This is a genomic window from Pseudomonas sp. DE0157 (assembly GCF_007678615.1).
Classification (GTDB): Bacteria; Pseudomonadota; Gammaproteobacteria; order Pseudomonadales; family Pseudomonadaceae; genus Aquipseudomonas; species Aquipseudomonas parafulva_B.
In genome coordinates this window covers 516,476-531,875 of record NZ_VEJN01000001.1, presented here as the reverse complement: position 1 = coordinate 531,875, position 15,400 = coordinate 516,476, and the positions used below count along the sequence as shown (strand labels likewise).

Sequence of the window (15,400 nt, the reverse complement as noted above, 5' to 3'; positions counted from 1 at the left end):
CCCCAGCAGTGCGCGCGCACTGCCGAAATTACCGCAGATAGTGCTTTGTGAGCTAGAGAGCGACGAAGGTTCCTTGCGCCTTGGCCACCAGCTTGTCGCCCTGAACTACGTCAGCGTCGACCACCAGCGTGCGCTTCCCTGCGTGCAATACCCGAGCGGTGCATAGCACCTCGCCATCGCTGACGGCGCGCAGGTAGTTGATCTTGCATTCGAGGGTGACGCTCTGCTGCTCGAAGCCGTGGCTGGACGAGCAGGCCAGCCCCATGGCGATGTCCACCAGGCTGAAGATCGCCCCGCCATGAAGCTTCTGGCCCCGGTTGCGCAGGTGCGGCGCCACCGCCAGGCTTACCTCGGCAACGCCCGCTTCCAGGCGTTGCAGGCTGCAGCCCAGCAGTTGGCTGAAGGCGCTTTGTACGTACTCCGGCGCCACGTCCATCACTTCTTCTTCAACTGCTTGGCGTTGGCGAACAGGGCAGCCATGGCGTTGTTGGCCGGCGCTGCAGTGGCGGTCTCGCGCTGACGGGGCGCCGGTTGCTGACGGCCACCCCCCTGGCCACGTCCGCCACCCCGGTTGCCTTCGACCTTTTCGCCCGGCGTGTCGCTCATGCGCATGGACAGGCCAACACGCTTGCGCGGAATGTCCACTTCCATGACCTTGACCTTGACCACATCGCCAGCCTTGACCGCTTCGCGTGGGTCCTTGACGAACTTTTCCGACAGCGCCGAGATGTGCACCAGCCCATCCTGATGCACGCCGATATCCACGAACGCGCCGAAATTGGTGACGTTGGTCACTACGCCTTCCAGGATCATCCCAGGCTCCAGGTCCTTGAGGTCCTCGACCCCGTCCTGGAAGGTGGCCGTCTTGAACTCCGGGCGCGGGTCGCGGCCAGGCTTGTCCAGTTCCTGCAGGATGTCGGTCACCGTGGGCAGGCCAAAGGTTTCGTCGGTGAACTTCTTCGGGTCCAGGCGCTTGAGGAAACTGCTGTCCCCGATCAGCGAGCGGATGTCCCGGTCGGTATTGGCAGCGATGCGCTGCACCAGCGGGTAAGCCTCGGGGTGCACGGCAGAGGCGTCCAGCGGGTTGTCGCCGTTCATCACGCGCAAGAAGCCTGCGGCCTGCTCGAAGGTCTTCTCACCCAGCCGGCTGACCTTCTTCAAGGCCGCACGGGTGGCAAACGGGCCGTTGGCATCACGGTGGGCCACGATGTTCTGTGCCAGGGTCGTGTTCAAGCCCGAAATACGCGTGAGCAGGGCGACCGACGCGGTGTTCACGTCCACGCCGACGGCGTTCACGCAATCCTCGACGACGGCGTCGAGGCCGCGTGCCAGCTTCACTTGCGACACGTCGTGCTGGTACTGGCCCACGCCGATGGACTTGGGATCGATTTTGACCAGCTCGGCCAGTGGATCCTGTAGGCGACGTGCAATTGAGACCGCGCCACGGATCGATACATCCAGGTCGGGGAATTCCCGAGCCGCCAGCTCCGATGCCGAGTACACCGAGGCGCCGGCTTCGGAGACCATGACCTTGGTGATCTTCAGGGCAGGGTACTGCTTGACCAGGTCAGCCACCAGCTTGTCGCTCTCGCGGCTGGCGGTGCCATTGCCGATAGCGATGAGCTCGACCGAATGCTTGGCGCACAGCGCAGCCATCACCGAAAGCGTGCGGTCCCATTCGTTTCTGGGTGCATGGGGATACACAGTGGTGTAGTCGAGCAGCTTGCCAGTGGCATCGACCACGGCGATCTTGCAGCCTGTGCGCAGGCCAGGGTCGAAGCCCAGTGTGGCGCGCGGACCAGCAGGCGCTGCCAGCAGCAGATCATGCAGGTTGTGGGCGAAGACGTTGATTGCCTCACCCTCGGCATTGTCGCGCAGTTCCCCGAACAGGTCGGTCTCCAGGTGGGTGTAGAGCTTGACCTTCCAGGTCCAGCGCACCACTTCGCCTAGCCATTTATCGGCCACGCGGCCGCGGTTCTCGATGCCGACGTGCTCACCGATCATCAATTCGCACGGGTGCAGGGTACCCGGCAGCTCTTCGCCCACTTTCAGCGAGGCGCTGAGCACGCCTTCGTTGCGCCCGCGGAAGATCGCCAGCGCGCGGTGCGACGGCGCGCTGCGCAGCAGCTCGTCATGGGCGAAGTAGTCGCGGAACTTGGCGCCTTCTTCTTCCTTGCCGGGCACCACGCGCGCGCTGAGCACCGCCTCTTGCTTGAGGAAGCTGCGCAGTTTGTCGAGCAGGGCTGCATCTTCGGCGAAACGCTCCATGAGGATGTATTTGGCTCCCTCCAGCGCAGCCTTGACGTCTGCCACGCCCTTGTCGGCGCTGACAAAGCGCGCCGCTTCGCTTTCCGGGGCCAGGGACGGGTCGGCGAACAGGCTGTCGGCCAGCTCGCCCAGGCCAGCTTCCAGGGCGATCTGGCCCTTGGTGCGGCGCTTTTGCTTGTAGGGCAGGTAGAGGTCTTCGAGGCGCGTCTTGGTGTCGGCCAGCTTGATCTCGCGCGCCAGTTCCGGCGTCAGCTTGCCTTGCTCCTCGATGCTGGCAAGGATGCTGATGCGGCGCTCGTCGAGTTCGCGCAAGTAGCGCAGGCGCTCTTCCAGGTGGCGCAGCTGGGTGTCGTCCAGGCTGCCGGTCACCTCTTTGCGGTAACGGGCGATGAAAGGCACGGTAGAGCCTTCGTCCAACAGGCCCACGGCCGCCTCGACCTGTTGTGGGCGTACGCCCAGTTCCTCGGCGATACGGCTGTTGATGCTGTCCATGTAAACCACCTGACGTTCTTGAATACGGAGTCGCCGGTGGGCCTTTCGCCCGGCGGCGCTGGATGAAAGCGGCGCATTATACCCATCGCAAACGGCTTGCGGTGATGGCCTGGCGCCAGTTGGAAGTGGCGTCCCGGGAAAAATCTGCTAACAATGCTCACGGCACGCGTTGCAGCGGCTACGCCATAATGCGCAGCGATACCAGAGGAGTAATTCATGACCGGCACGCCAACTACCGCTGAAGGTGAAAAAATTCTGATCGTCGACGACGATCCAGGGCTCAGCAGCCTGCTTGAACGTTTCTTCACCAGCAAGGGTTATCGTGCCCGCGCGGTCCCCAACACCGAGCAGATGGACCGCCTGCTCCAGCGTGAAGTGTTCAACCTGGTGGTGCTCGACCTGATGCTGCCGGGCGAAGACGGCTTGTCCGCCTGCAAGCGCCTGCGCCAACAGAACAATCAGATCCCCATCATCATGCTCACGGCCAAAGGTGACGAGCTCAGCCGCATCAAGGGCCTTGAACTGGGCGCCGACGACTACCTCGGCAAGCCGTTCAACCCCGACGAGCTGATGGCCCGGGTCAAGGCCGTGCTGCGCCGCCAGGCACCTTCGGTACCCGGTGCGCCGGGCAGCGAGGACGAGTCGGTCACCTTCGGCGACTACGAGCTGTCCCTGGCCACTCGCGAACTCAAGCGTGGCGACGAGGTGCACATGCTCACCACGGGCGAATTCGCCGTGCTCAAGGCCCTGGTGATGCATGCTCGCGAACCGTTGACCCGCGACAAACTCATGAACCTGGCACGCGGGCGTGAATGGGATGCGCTGGAGCGCTCCATCGACGTACAGATCTCGCGCCTGCGCCGCATGATCGAGCCAGACCCGTCCAAACCGCGCTACATCCAGACGGTATGGGGTGTGGGCTATGTGTTCGTACCGGATGGAAACGCCGGCAAATGACGCTGCTGCCTAGATGAAGACGCCGCTGTGGTTTCCGCAGAGTTTCTTCGCGCGCACCTTGTGGCTGGTGCTGATCGTCGTCCTGTTCTCCAAGGCGTTGACCCTGGTCTACCTGCTGATGAACGAGGACGTTTTGGTCGATCGGCAGTACAGCCACGGCGTGGCATTGACCTTGCGCGCCTATTGGGCGGCCGATGAAGAGAACCGTGACCAGATCGCCGAGGCGGCAGGCCTGATCCGGGTAACCGGTGCTGGCGTACCGGAGGGCGAGCAGCACTGGCCCTACAGCGAAATCTACCAACGGCAGATGCAGGCCGAGCTTGGCGAGGACACCGAGGTACGGCTGCGCATCCATGCACCGCCTGCCTTATGGGTCAACGCGCCCAGCCTGGGCCCGGGCTGGCTGAAAGTGCCGTTGTATCCCCACCCGTTGCGCGGGCAGAAAATCTGGAACGTGCTGGGCTGGTTCCTGGCCATTGGCTTGCTGTCCACTGCCTCAGCCTGGATATTCGTGCGTCAGTTGAACCAGCCGCTCAAACGCCTGGTGTTCGCCGCGCGCCAGCTTGGCCAGGGGCGCAGTGTGCGCCTGCCGGTCAGCGACACGCCCAGCGAAATGACCGAGGTGTACAAAGCCTTCAACCAGATGGCCGAGGATGTCGAGCAAGCCGGGCGCGAGCGCGAGTTGATGCTGGCTGGCGTCTCCCACGACTTGCGCACCCCGCTGACCCGGCTGAGACTTTCACTGTCCTTGCTCGGCAGCGACAGTGAGCTGAGCGACGACATGGTGCGCGATATCGAAGACATGGACGCCATTCTCGACCAGTTCCTGGCGTTCATTCGCGACGGGCGGGACGAGCCCCTCGAAGAAGTCGATCTTGGCGCGTTGGTGCGTGAAGTGGTCGCACCCTACAACCAGCCCGAGGAACGTGTTCGCTTGTGCCTGGAGCCCATACCGCCGTTTCCATTGCGCCGGGTGTCGCTCAAGCGCATGTTGGGCAACCTGATTGGCAATGCCCTGCACCATGCGGGCAAGGGCGTCGAGGTTGCAGCCTATGTCTCGGGGGACGAAAGCGCCCCGTATGTGGTGCTGAGCGTGCTTGACCGAGGGGCAGGAATCGACGAATCCGAGCTCGAGACCATCTTCAACCCGTTCATTCGGGGTGACCGTGCCCGAGGCGGCAAAGGCACCGGGCTGGGCCTGGCCATCGTCAAGCGAATCGCCGCCCAGCATGGCGGCAACGTCGAGCTGCGCAATCGTTCTGGGGGCGGTATCGAAGCGCGGGTACGGTTACCCTTGGGGCTGCTATTGCCGCGCAACGCTGTCTGATCGCAAGTCTGGCACTGGCGTGCTTCCAGGGGCCGATCAGCCACCGAGGAAGCAGGCTGGCCTAGTAGGCGGCCAGCGGGGCGATCAGCCCTTGCCCTTGGTTCGGGTCTGGTTGGGCCCGCCGTTCTTCTCCAGGTGTTCGAAAATCATGCCGGCTACGTCCTTGCCGGTAGTCACCTCGATGCCCTCCAGCCCCGGTGACGAGTTGACCTCCATCACCAGTGGGCCGTGGTTGGAGCGCAGAATGTCGACGCCGGCCACGCTCAAGCCCATTACCTTGGCTGCGCGAATGGCCGTCATGCGCTCTTCCGGGGTGATCTTGATCAGGCTGGCAACCCCACCACGGTGCAGGTTGGAGCGAAACTCGCCGGGTTTGGCCTGGCGTTTCATCGACGCGATCACCTTGTCACCCACCACGAAGCAGCGGATATCAGCGCCACCGGCTTCCTTGATGTACTCCTGGACCATGATGTTCTGCTTGAGCCCCATGAAGGCTTCGATCACAGATTCGGCTGCCTTCGTGGTTTCGCACAGCACCACGCCAATGCCTTGGGTGCCCTCGAGGACCTTGATCACCAGCGGGGCGCCGTGGACCATCTGGATCAGGTCCGGAATGTCATCGGGCGAATGGGCGAAGCCAGTTACCGGCAAGCCAATGCCGCGGCGTGACAGCAATTGCAACGAGCGCAGCTTGTCGCGCGAACGTGCGATGGCGACCGACTCGTTGAGCGGGTACACCCCCATCATTTCGAACTGGCGCAGCACAGCGCAGCCATAGAAAGTGACAGAGGCACCAATGCGCGGGATGACTGCATCGAACCCTTCCAGTGGCTTGCCGCGGTAGTGAATCTGCGGCTTGTGGCTGGCGATGTTCATATAGGCCCGCAGGGTATCGATCACCACCATCTCGTGACCACGCTGGGTACCGGCTTCGACCAGGCGGCGGGTGGAATACAGACGCGGATTACGCGAAAGCACAGCGATCTTCATGCAGCACCTGTCAAGGTAGTGTGGGTGGCCGGAAAGGCAGGTTTGTCTTGTACGTACTTCAGGCCCGGATTGACGACCAACTGGCCGTGAATCAGGGCCTTGGAACCCAGCAACAGGCGGTAACGCATGCTCTTGCGGCAAGCCAGGGTGAATTCGACGGCCCATACCCTGTCACCCAACGCGAGCGTGGTGCGAATGACATAACGGGTTTGGGCGTGGCCATTGGAGCTTCGAATGGATTTCATGCTCACCAGCGGCGCCTCGCAGCGGCGGTGACGCAATTGCACGATCGAACCCAGGTGCGCAGTGAATCGGACCCACGGCTGGCCATTGCGTTCGAAAGGTTCTATCTCGGTGGCATGCAGGCTGGAGGTGCTGGCGCCGGTGTCGATCTTGGCGCGTAGCCCTGCCACGCCCAGCTCGGGCAAGGCTACCCATTCCCGCAGGCCAATTACAGTCAGATGATCAAATGTCTTCACGAAACGCACCCAGCGGATGAGAGAGTGAACTGTAAGCATGGCGGGGAATTTTTGCATCCGATGCTTACGGTAGTACAGTTCCCCCAATCACGGAATTCGAGGTATCGGGATGGCACAGAAAGTCGAAGATGACGACAAGGTTCGCCTGGACAAATGGCTGTGGGCTGCGCGTTTCTACAAGACGCGTGCGCTGGCCAAGGCGGCCATCGAAAGTGGCAAGGTGCATTGCCGTGGCGAGCGATGCAAACCGGGCAAGGAGCCGCGGGTGGGCGATGAATTCGTCCTGCGTACGGGCTTCGACGAGCGCACGGTGGTGGTAAAGGCGCTGTCGGCCGTACGCCGCGGTGCACCGCAAGCGCAGGCCCTGTATGAAGAAACCGAAGAAAGCGTGCGCCGGCGCGAGCAGGCTGCGGCGCTGCGCAAGGCCGGTGCCGCCGGTGTCACCACCGATGGGCGGCCGACCAAGAAGCAGCGCCGCCAGATACATCAATTGCACGGAAGCTTCGAGTAGCCGGGGCCGCCAGGCGGCCCAGGCTTAGCGCAGTACGGCCATCCGACCGACCAACGGCAACCTGCCCAGCAGCCTGAACAGCGGGGCGGTCCAGCGCACCAGCGCAGCACTGCTTCTGGCCGCCAGGGGCGTGTACAGGCTCCAGCCCAGTGCCAGCACCGCCATCAACAGGCCGCCGATGTAATCATCCTGGCCCCAGTGTGCGCCCGCGACCAGGCGTGGCAGCATGAACAGCACCGCCAGCCCCCAGATCACCAGGTACTGCCCGACGCGGCGACTGAAGACGCTCATGAACAGCGCCCAGATGAGCAGTACCGAAGCATGATCGCCCGGGAAGCTCTTGCTGGAACGGTCCTTGAGCTCCCAGGTTGCCTCCAGGTGTGGGTAGTAGTCACTCAGGTGCACGGCGCCATCGAGCATCATCGACGGGCTGTTGTGTTGCCAACCGGCAGCGTCGACCCACTTGGAAAACAGTGCTCGAATCACCACTAAGAGCAGTAGCGTGACCAGAAAGCCGAAAAATGCCTGGCGAACCTGGGTGGTCTTGAACACCCAGTCGCCCCGGATCAGCGTGGCCAGCAGGATCAGGCCGACGACGATGTCGAACGGGCGCAGGCTGCCGACGGTCCAGATGTAGCGCCAGGCGGTGCTTTCAGCCAGCGGTGCGTTGAGGCTGTGGAACAGCCATTCGTCGAATGTCAGGCACAGCATCTGGCCAACAGGCCATAACCAGAAACACAGTAGTGCGATGGGCAGTAGCGTACAGGCTACCAATGGCCCCCAGGACCACCTCGCTTGGAACAGTGGTCGATTGTCCATAAGATACCTCGATCTCCTAACGGGAATGAGCGCCCGAAACGCTCGACGACGGGATTGCAAATCCCGGCAATTATCTTGTCATTATTTTCAGATAGCCAGACAACCATGAGCGATTTGCCAGATACAGATTTCACCCAACGTTTCATCTTCGACGAGCGCGATGTGCGCGGCGAGTGGGTGTCTCTCGATGACAGCTACGCCGCGGTGTTGGCGCGTCACGAGTACCCGGCGCCGGTCGCGACCTTGCTCGGCGAGCTGATGGCCGCCACCGCGCTGCTGGTCGGTGCCCTCAAGTTCGACGGCCTGCTGATCCTGCAGGCGCGCTCGGCAGGGCCTATTCCATTGCTGATGGTCGAGTGCTCCGGGGACCGAGACATCCGCGGCATGGCCCGCTACGAGGCCGACCAGATTGCAGCCGATGCCACCCTGTCCAGTCTGATGCCAGGCGGGCACCTGACGCTGACCATCGATCCGGTCAAGGGCCAGCGCTACCAGGGCACTGTCGAGCTCGATGGTGCCGACCTCTCGGAATGCTTCACCAATTACTTCGTGCAATCCCAGCAGCTGAACACTCGGTTCTGGCTGCACGCCGAGGCGGGCAAGGCCCGTGGCCTGCTGCTGCAGCAACTGCCGCGCGACCGTCAGCCCGACGACGAGGAACGTGAAGACAGCTGGCAGCATGTAGTGGCCCTGGCCAAGACCCTCAAGCCGCAAGAGTGGGCCGAAGCCAACGAAACCCTGCTGCACCGCCTGTACCACGAAGATGCCGTGCGCCTGTTCGACGTCCAGCCTCTGCGCTTCAACTGCAGCTGCTCGCGCGAGCGTTCCGGCAATGCGCTGGTAAGCCTGGGTGAAGCCGATGCCAAGGCGTTGGTAGAGGAATGCGGGGGTACGGTGGAGATCGACTGCCAGTTCTGCAATGAGCGGTATTTCTTCGATGCCAGCGATGTCGCACAGCTCTTTGCGGGCGGCGGCACGGACTCTGCCTCAGAAACTCTTCACTGAAACGTTTCACTACAGGAGATTCTCCTGTCGAATTGCGCAAAAGCTCGGTTCTGACAGGAGGGGCCTACTTTTTTTGGGCGTTTCTGGCATAATCCGGCCACTTTTTTCGCTGTAGTAGTTTTTCTGAAACGACTACAAAACGTTTGGAGCACTCGGCCTCGGGCCGGATGGGGTATCTCATGACGCAAGCCAACAACACCGTGTACACCGACCTGAGCGTCGATGAGCTGGTAAAAGAAGCGCTGCAACGCGGTGAAGGTGTACTAGCCGACACGGGTGCACTGGTCGTGGAGACCGGCCACCGTACCGGCCGTTCCCCGGCTGACCGTTTCATCGTCGAAGAACCTTCCACCCAGGACGCCATCGCCTGGGGCCCGATCAACCGCAAGTTCCCGGCCGACAAGTTCGATGCCCTGTGGGACCGCGTCGAGGCGTTCAACAACGCCCAGGATCACTTCGTTTCCTACGTCCACGTAGGGGCGGCGGCCGAGCACTACCTGCCAGTCAAGATGACAACCCAGACGGCCTGGCAGAACCTGTTCGGTCGCTGCCTGTTCATCAACCCGGAGCAGTTCAACCCGGCTGGTCGTGGCGAGTGGCAGATCCTCAACGTCGCCAACTTCGTCTGCGAGCCTGAGCGTGATGGCACCAACTCCGATGGTTGCGTGATCATCAACTTCGCCCAGAAGAAAGTGCTGATCGCTGGCATGCGTTACGCTGGCGAAATGAAGAAAGCCATGTTCTCGGTACAGAACTTCCTGCTGCCGGCTGCCGACGTACTGCCAATGCACTGCGCGGCCAACATCGGCGAAGAGGGTGATGTCACCCTGTTCTTCGGTCTGTCCGGCACCGGCAAGACCACGCTGTCGGCCGACGAGAGCCGCTACCTGATCGGTGACGACGAGCACGGTTGGGGTGAAGGTGTCGTCTTCAACATGGAAGGTGGCTGCTACGCCAAGTGCATCGACCTGTCCGAGAAGAACGAGCCGGTCATCTGGAAAGCCATCAAGCATGGCGCCGTCCTGGAAAACGTCGTGCTCGATGCCAACAAGCACGCCGATTACAGCGACGTCAGCCTGACCCAGAACAGCCGCGCCGCCTACCCGCTGGAACACGTGGCCAAGCGCTCCGAGGCTAACCTGGGTGGTGAGCCGAACGCGGTCATCTTCCTGACCTGCGACCTGACTGGCGTACTGCCGCCCGTATCGATCCTGAACAACGAGCAGGCGGCCTACCACTTCCTGTCCGGCTACACCGCGCTGGTCGGTTCCACCGAAATGGGCTCGGGCGGCGGCATCAAGTCGACCTTCTCCACCTGCTTCGGCGCGCCGTTCTTCCCGCGCCCTGCTGGTGAGTACGCCGAGCTGCTGATCAAGCGCATCAACGGCTTCAACTCCAAGGTCTACCTGGTCAACACCGGCTGGACGGGCGGTGGCTACGGTGTGGGCAAGCGCTTCAGCATTCCGACCACCCGTGCCGTGATCGCTGCCATCCAGAGCGGCGCGTTGGTCGGTGCTGAAACCGAGCACCTGGACATCATCAACCTGGACGTGCCGAAGTCGGTACCAGGCGTCGAGACTGACCTGCTCAACCCGCGCACCAACTGGGCTGACAAGGCTGCCTACGACGAAGCCGCCAAAGGTCTGGCCAACCTGTTCATCGAAAACTTCAAGAAGTTCGATGTATCCGACGCCATCAAGGCTGCGGGTCCTCAGCTGTAAGCTGAAGCAGGTTGTAGTAAAAGAGCCGCCCTTCGGGGCGGCTTTTTGCTGGGGGCTTCAAAAGGGTTAATTCGATCAAACGGCTCATTTTCTGGTTCACTGTGTACACCCAATGTGAAGCCGTGAGCCCGCCCGATGATCCAGCCTCCCCAGCGCACTGCCTTTTCCCACGTGCATCCGATCCTGACCCGCGCGCAAGACAACGACGCCAACGGCCATATCGCCGGCTCGACCGTGCATGCGTACTTTGAAACGGCCATCCATGCTTTTCTGATCGAACACGCGGAACTGGACCTGCGCGACGGCGAACTGGCGGCGTTCGTTGTCAGCTCGGCGGCAGACTTCTATGCCCTGCCGAGCTTTCCGGACGTACTGGAGGTGGCGCTGGGGGTGACGCGTCTGGCTGGGAGCACCGTGGAGTACCGGCTGGCGCTCTATCGCCCTGGTGAAGCCCAGGCGTGTGCAGCGGGGACGGTGGTGCAGGTGTTCATCGACCGCGCCAGTGGTCAGCCGGTTGCGCTACCGGCGCAGTTGATGGCGAAGTTAGCGGCGCTTTTAGAGCGGACCCATTGAAAATCCCGCCCTCGAGGTTTAGTCCTGTTCATTCAGGGTCCGCTTCACGGTCCATCGCGGCACAAGGCCGCTCCTACCCTGCCCTGTGAACCGACTAACTCAGCCGGCACTCGGTCACTGTAGGAGCGGCCTTGTGCCGCGATGGGCCGTGAAACGGCCCCGCCGTTCTTAAGTGAACAGTGCCCTCAAGGCGGGGTCATACGCGCAGCGGCTACCCTGACTCATCAAGGGTGGCGGTGACGGCCGTGCTTGCGGTGGCCATAGTGGTGACCACGGTCCCAGTGACGACGGTCGTCGTAGTCGCGGCGGTAGCGGCGATGGTCGCGGCGATCATCCTGATCGGCCTTGTTGCCCATGTAGTTGCCCAGGGCACCGCCTGCGCCACCGCCAGCGGCTGCACCGATGTAACTGCCGGTGGTGCCACCAACGCTACGGCCTACTACGTTGCCGCCTGCTGCGCCGAGCGCACCGCCGATGGCCGCTTCGCCGCGCTGACGCTTGTCGGCGCCGACCGCACTGCCGGCGGCGCCGCCCAGGCCTGCGCCAATGGCGCCGCCAGTACTACCACCAATGGACTGGCCTACGACTGAGCCCAGTACCCCACCCAATGCGCCGCCAATGCCGGCCTCGGTGGAGCCGCCTGCCATGGCAACGCCGCTGAGCAAGCCAAAAGACAACAACAGAATCGAGGAGTACTTCTTCATTCAAGAGAGCCTCAGAAGGATGACGAGGCGAATGTGCTTCTATCTGCGTCCAGTGGCAACGAATATCCGACGAATTGCACGGGTTGTACACAATTCGTCAACTCATTGATTTATAAGTGAAACTTTATCTTTTTCCTGCGGTCTTATGCTCTTGTGACATAGCCCTGATCCTGCATTGGACCAGGGCTTTTTCATTCAGAGAATTCGTCCGTCGTCCTCGGCGCGTTCCAGCCTGATGGCAATGAACTTGGACGTTGGCGTGTGGCTACCCTCGCCAATGCTCTCCAGCGGTACCAGCGGGTTCACTTCTGGATAATAGGCCGCTGCCTGCCCGGCAGGTATGTCGAACGCCAACAGGGTAAAGCCGCGCACTCGGCGAACATGCTCATCCCCCCACAGGGAAACGATGTCGACCTTCTGGCCAGGCTTGAAGCCCAGCCGAACGATGTCGGCTTCGTTGGCGAACAACACGTCGCGCTGGCCGCGCACGCCTCGGTAACGGTCGTCCAGGCCATAGATGGTGGTGTTGTACTGATCGTGCGAGCGCATCGATTGCAATACCAAGTCCGGCACCTGGCCGCTGGCACGCACGCGCTCGTCGAGCAGCGAATCTGGCAGCAGGTTGGCTTTGAAGTTGGCGCGGCCATTGGCCGTGGCCCACTCGCGCCGGCCGGCGCTATTGCCCAGGTAGAATCCCCCAGGCTGCCGCATGCGCTGATTGAAATCAGAAAAGCCTGCAATGGTGTCGGCGATCAGAGCCCGAATACGGTCGTAGTCGGCCACCAGCCATTGCCAGTCCACAGGGTGTTTGCCCAGGGTGGCAGCAGCGATGCCAGCGATGACCGCGGGCTCAGACCGCATCTGCCGGGACAGTGGCTTGAGCTGGCCGTTGGAGCCGTGGACCATGCTGAACGAGTCTTCGACGGTGACCGCTTGAGGCCCGTCCGCTTGCATGTCGATGTCGGTACGGCCCAGGCAAGGCAGGATAAGCGCCTGCTTGCCGTGAACCAGGTGGCTGCGGTTGAGCTTGGTGCTGATGTGCACGGTCAGTTCGCAGTTGCGCAGCGCTCGCGCCGTGCGTTCGGTGTCAGGCGTGGCCTGGGCGAAGTTGCCGCCTAGTCCGATGAACACCTTGGCGTGCCCCTGGAGCATGGCATGGATGGCTTCGACGGTGTTGTGCCCGTTCTTGCGCGGCACCGGGAAGCCGAAGCGCGCCTCGATGGCGTCGAGCAGGGCGGCCGGCGGACGCTCGTTGATACCCATGGTGCGGTCGCCCTGCACGTTGCTGTGACCGCGAACCGGGCACAGCCCGGCCCCTGGCGCGCCAATATTGCCGCGCAGCATTTGCAGGTTGACCAGTTCCTGGATGGTCGGCACCGAGTGACGGTGCTGGGTGATGCCCATGGCCCAGCACATGATCACGCGCTGGCTCCGGCAGTACATGCGGGCGGCCAGTTCGATGTCTTCGAGTGCCAAGCCCGACTGCTGCTGGATATGCGCCCAAGGCGTGGCATCGACCACCGCCAGGTAGTCGTCCAGGCCGTGCCCGTGCTCGGCGATGAAGGCGTGGTCGAAGACCGCCGGCTCACCCTTGGCTTGCGCTTCACGCTCCCATTGCAGGGCGAACTTGGCCATGCCCCGCAGCATGGCCATGTCGCCACCCAGGGCCGGGCGGAAGAACGCGGTGTTAGTGGGGCGGTCGCTGTTGGTCAGCATCTCCAGCGGGTTTTGCGGGTGCTGGAAGCGTTCCAGGCCGCGCTCCTTGAGCGGGTTGATGCACACCACCTGCGCGCCGCGTTTCACGGCATCGCGCAGCGGGTCCAGCATGCGCGGATGGTTGGTGCCCGGGTTCTGGCCCCAGACGAAGATCGCATCGGCGTGCTCGAAATCCTCGAACGTGACGGTACCCTTGCCCACCCCCACACTCTGCCCCAGCGCCACACCGCTGGCCTCGTGGCACATGTTCGAGCAGTCCGGGAAGTTGTTGGTGCCGTAGGCGCGCACGAAGAGCTGGTAGAGGTACGCCGCTTCGTTGCTGGCGCGCCCGGAGGTGTAGAACTCGGCCTGGTCAGGGCTTGCGAGCTTGTTCAGCTCTCGGCCGATGAGGGCGAACGCGGCGTCCCAGCTGATGGGCTGGTAGCGATCAGTGGCGGCGTCGTACACCATCGGCTCGGTCAGTCGGCCTTGGTACTCCAGCCAGTAATCGCTTTGCTGCAGCAACGAGGTGACGCTGTAGCGGGCGAAGAATGCAGCGTCCACGCGGCGTTTGGTGGCTTCCCAGTTGACCGCCTTGGCGCCGTTTTCGCAGAACTTGACCATGCCGCTTTCAGGCGAGTCGCCCCAGGCGCAACCTGGGCAGTCAAAGCCGCCGTTCTGGTTGGTCTTGAGCAGGGCACGGATGTTCTTCAGCGGGTTGTCGCTGCCCACCCAGGCTTTGGCTACGCTGCGCAGTGCACCCCAGCCGCCGGCAGGGCCGTGGTAGGGCTTGTAGCGAGGAGAGGAGGCTGGGACGTTTTTCGGAATAGGCTGGTACGAGGTCACGGCTGTTACGACTCCGCCGCCGGGCTGTAGACCCGCGGTGCGCTGTGTTTGGGCAAATGAATGAGGTTGAGGTTGTGCCTGCGTGCCCATTGCAGGGCCAGGCCCGTAGGCGCCGACAGGCTGACCAGGGTCTGGATGCCGGCACGCAGCACCTTCTGGATCAATTCCAGGCTGCAACGGCTGGTGACGATGGCCAGGCCGCCGTCGCTGTCGATACCCTGACGCAACAGTGCGCCAATGAGCTTGTCGAGGGCGTTGTGCCGGCCAATGTCCTCGCGGCCCAGCAGCAGTTCGCCATGGCGGTCCATGAACAAGGCCGCATGCACGGCGCCGCAGTGCTGGCCCAGCGGCTGAAAGGCGTCGATCCGCTGGCGCAGGCCGACCAGCCACTGGGCAGGGGGCAACGGTGCGCCCGGCAATTTGGCCAGGTCCGGCAGCGCCTGCTCCAGGGCTTCGACGCCGCACAGGCCACAGCCGCTGGTGCCGGCCAGTTGGCGGCGTTGGTTCTTCAGGTTCCAGAAGGCGCGGCTGGAGATTTCCAGGTCTGCATACATCGAAGCGCCGCTTCCCGACAGTTTGACGTCGTAGATTTCGGCAGTGCTTTCAACGATGCCGCTGCCCACACTGAAGCCAACGGCAAAATCTTCCAGGTCGGTCGGGCTGACGAGCATGACGGCCTGGTTCAGGCCGTTGTACACGATCGCCAGGGCGACTTCTTCGGCCAGTGGCGTGCTGCCGGGCTGGCCATCGCCGAGCTGGACGTAATCATAGGTAGTGCTGGCGGCGGGCATGGCTAACGGTAACGAGGCCGCACACAGCGGTGGCTTGCTGTTCATCCAGGCGTGCTCTTGATCGGCGACGGGCGCCGGCTTACTGAGGCTACAAGCCTAGGCTTGCCTGCCGGCGACGTCTAATTGCTAGGGTCTATGCCGTGATAGACCGCGTCGATAGGTCGCAGTGCGATGACCGATTGAGTCTTGGCCCAGACTTCATTGTCCAACGGTTTCACATCA

General features: G+C 62.7%; 14 protein-coding genes. 6 read left to right on the top strand and 8 right to left on the bottom strand.

The genetic code is table 11. The features are described 5' to 3' along the window. Positions 1-52 precede the first annotated feature (52 nt). On the bottom strand, positions 53-436 hold the full coding sequence (locus FS777_RS02360) for a PaaI family thioesterase (protein ID WP_058637078.1): 384 nt from the start codon (positions 434-436) through the stop codon (positions 53-55). After that, the gene (locus tag FS777_RS02355; RefSeq protein ID WP_058637079.1) at positions 436-2,760 is read right to left on the bottom strand and encodes a Tex family protein; all 2,325 of its coding nucleotides are present in this window, start codon (positions 2,758-2,760) and stop codon (positions 436-438) included. Before FS777_RS02355 ends, FS777_RS02360 begins: the two co-directional genes overlap by 1 nt. Positions 2,761-2,976: 216 nt before the next feature. On the opposite strand from FS777_RS02355, the gene ompR reads away from it, so the two are divergent. Continuing rightward, a complete protein-coding gene (ompR, locus tag FS777_RS02350) occupies positions 2,977-3,717 on the top strand; it encodes a two-component system response regulator OmpR (protein ID WP_058637080.1) in 741 nt (246 codons plus the stop codon). A gap of 13 nt (positions 3,718-3,730) precedes the next feature. Continuing rightward, the gene (locus FS777_RS02345; RefSeq protein ID WP_058604725.1) at positions 3,731-5,044 is read left to right on the top strand and encodes an ATP-binding protein; all 1,314 of its coding nucleotides are present in this window, start codon (positions 3,731-3,733) and stop codon (positions 5,042-5,044) included. An 84-nt stretch (positions 5,045-5,128) separates the two neighbouring features. On the opposite strand, the gene rimK is transcribed toward FS777_RS02345, so the two are convergent. Next, the gene (gene rimK / locus FS777_RS02340) at positions 5,129-6,034 is read right to left on the bottom strand and encodes a 30S ribosomal protein S6--L-glutamate ligase (protein ID WP_027914119.1); all 906 of its coding nucleotides are present in this window, start codon (positions 6,032-6,034) and stop codon (positions 5,129-5,131) included. Then, positions 6,031-6,513 (bottom strand): ATP-dependent zinc protease, encoded by a 483-nt coding sequence (locus FS777_RS02335; RefSeq protein ID WP_058637093.1) that lies wholly within the window; start codon positions 6,511-6,513, stop codon positions 6,031-6,033. Before FS777_RS02335 ends, rimK begins: the two co-directional genes overlap by 4 nt. 109 nt (positions 6,514-6,622) lie before the next feature. Between FS777_RS02335 and FS777_RS02330 the strand changes: the two genes are divergently transcribed. Beyond that, a complete protein-coding gene (locus FS777_RS02330; protein WP_058637081.1) occupies positions 6,623-7,024 on the top strand; it encodes an RNA-binding S4 domain-containing protein in 402 nt (133 codons plus the stop codon). Between the two features lie 24 nt (positions 7,025-7,048). Here the strand turns inward: FS777_RS02330 and FS777_RS02325 are convergent, their stop codons facing one another. Then, positions 7,049-7,843, bottom strand: a complete 795-nt coding sequence (locus tag FS777_RS02325; RefSeq protein ID WP_145253832.1) for a phosphatase PAP2 family protein — start codon at positions 7,841-7,843, stop codon at positions 7,049-7,051. 105 nt (positions 7,844-7,948) lie between these two features. Between FS777_RS02325 and hslO the strand changes: the two genes are divergently transcribed. The 3 genes from hslO (at position 7,949) to FS777_RS02305 (ending at position 11,142) form a co-directional block, all read left to right on the top strand. Beyond that, the gene (gene hslO / locus FS777_RS02320; RefSeq protein ID WP_145253829.1) at positions 7,949-8,848 is read left to right on the top strand and encodes an Hsp33 family molecular chaperone HslO; all 900 of its coding nucleotides are present in this window, start codon (positions 7,949-7,951) and stop codon (positions 8,846-8,848) included. 179 nt (positions 8,849-9,027) lie between these two features. Further along, complete coding sequence (locus FS777_RS02310; protein ID WP_023535742.1) at positions 9,028-10,569, top strand: phosphoenolpyruvate carboxykinase; 1,542 nt, start codon at positions 9,028-9,030, stop codon at positions 10,567-10,569. Between the two features lie 135 nt (positions 10,570-10,704). Further along, the gene (locus FS777_RS02305; protein WP_058637084.1) at positions 10,705-11,142 is read left to right on the top strand and encodes a thioesterase family protein; all 438 of its coding nucleotides are present in this window, start codon (positions 10,705-10,707) and stop codon (positions 11,140-11,142) included. A 224-nt stretch (positions 11,143-11,366) separates the two neighbouring features. Here FS777_RS02305 and FS777_RS02300 read toward each other — a convergent pair whose 3' ends face one another. From FS777_RS02300 to fdhD, 3 genes are all read right to left on the bottom strand, one after another. Beyond that, positions 11,367-11,846, bottom strand: coding sequence for a glycine zipper domain-containing protein (locus FS777_RS02300; RefSeq protein ID WP_058605994.1), 480 nt, complete (start codon positions 11,844-11,846; stop codon positions 11,367-11,369). Positions 11,847-12,041: 195 nt separating this feature from the next. Next, positions 12,042-14,387: an FdhF/YdeP family oxidoreductase gene (locus tag FS777_RS02295; protein ID WP_145253826.1), complete on the bottom strand. Its 2,346-nt coding sequence runs from the start codon at positions 14,385-14,387 to the stop codon at positions 12,042-12,044. 5 nt (positions 14,388-14,392) lie between these two features. Next, complete coding sequence (fdhD, locus tag FS777_RS02290) at positions 14,393-15,223, bottom strand: formate dehydrogenase accessory sulfurtransferase FdhD (RefSeq protein WP_058637086.1); 831 nt, start codon at positions 15,221-15,223, stop codon at positions 14,393-14,395. Between the last annotated feature and the right edge of the window lie 177 nt (positions 15,224-15,400).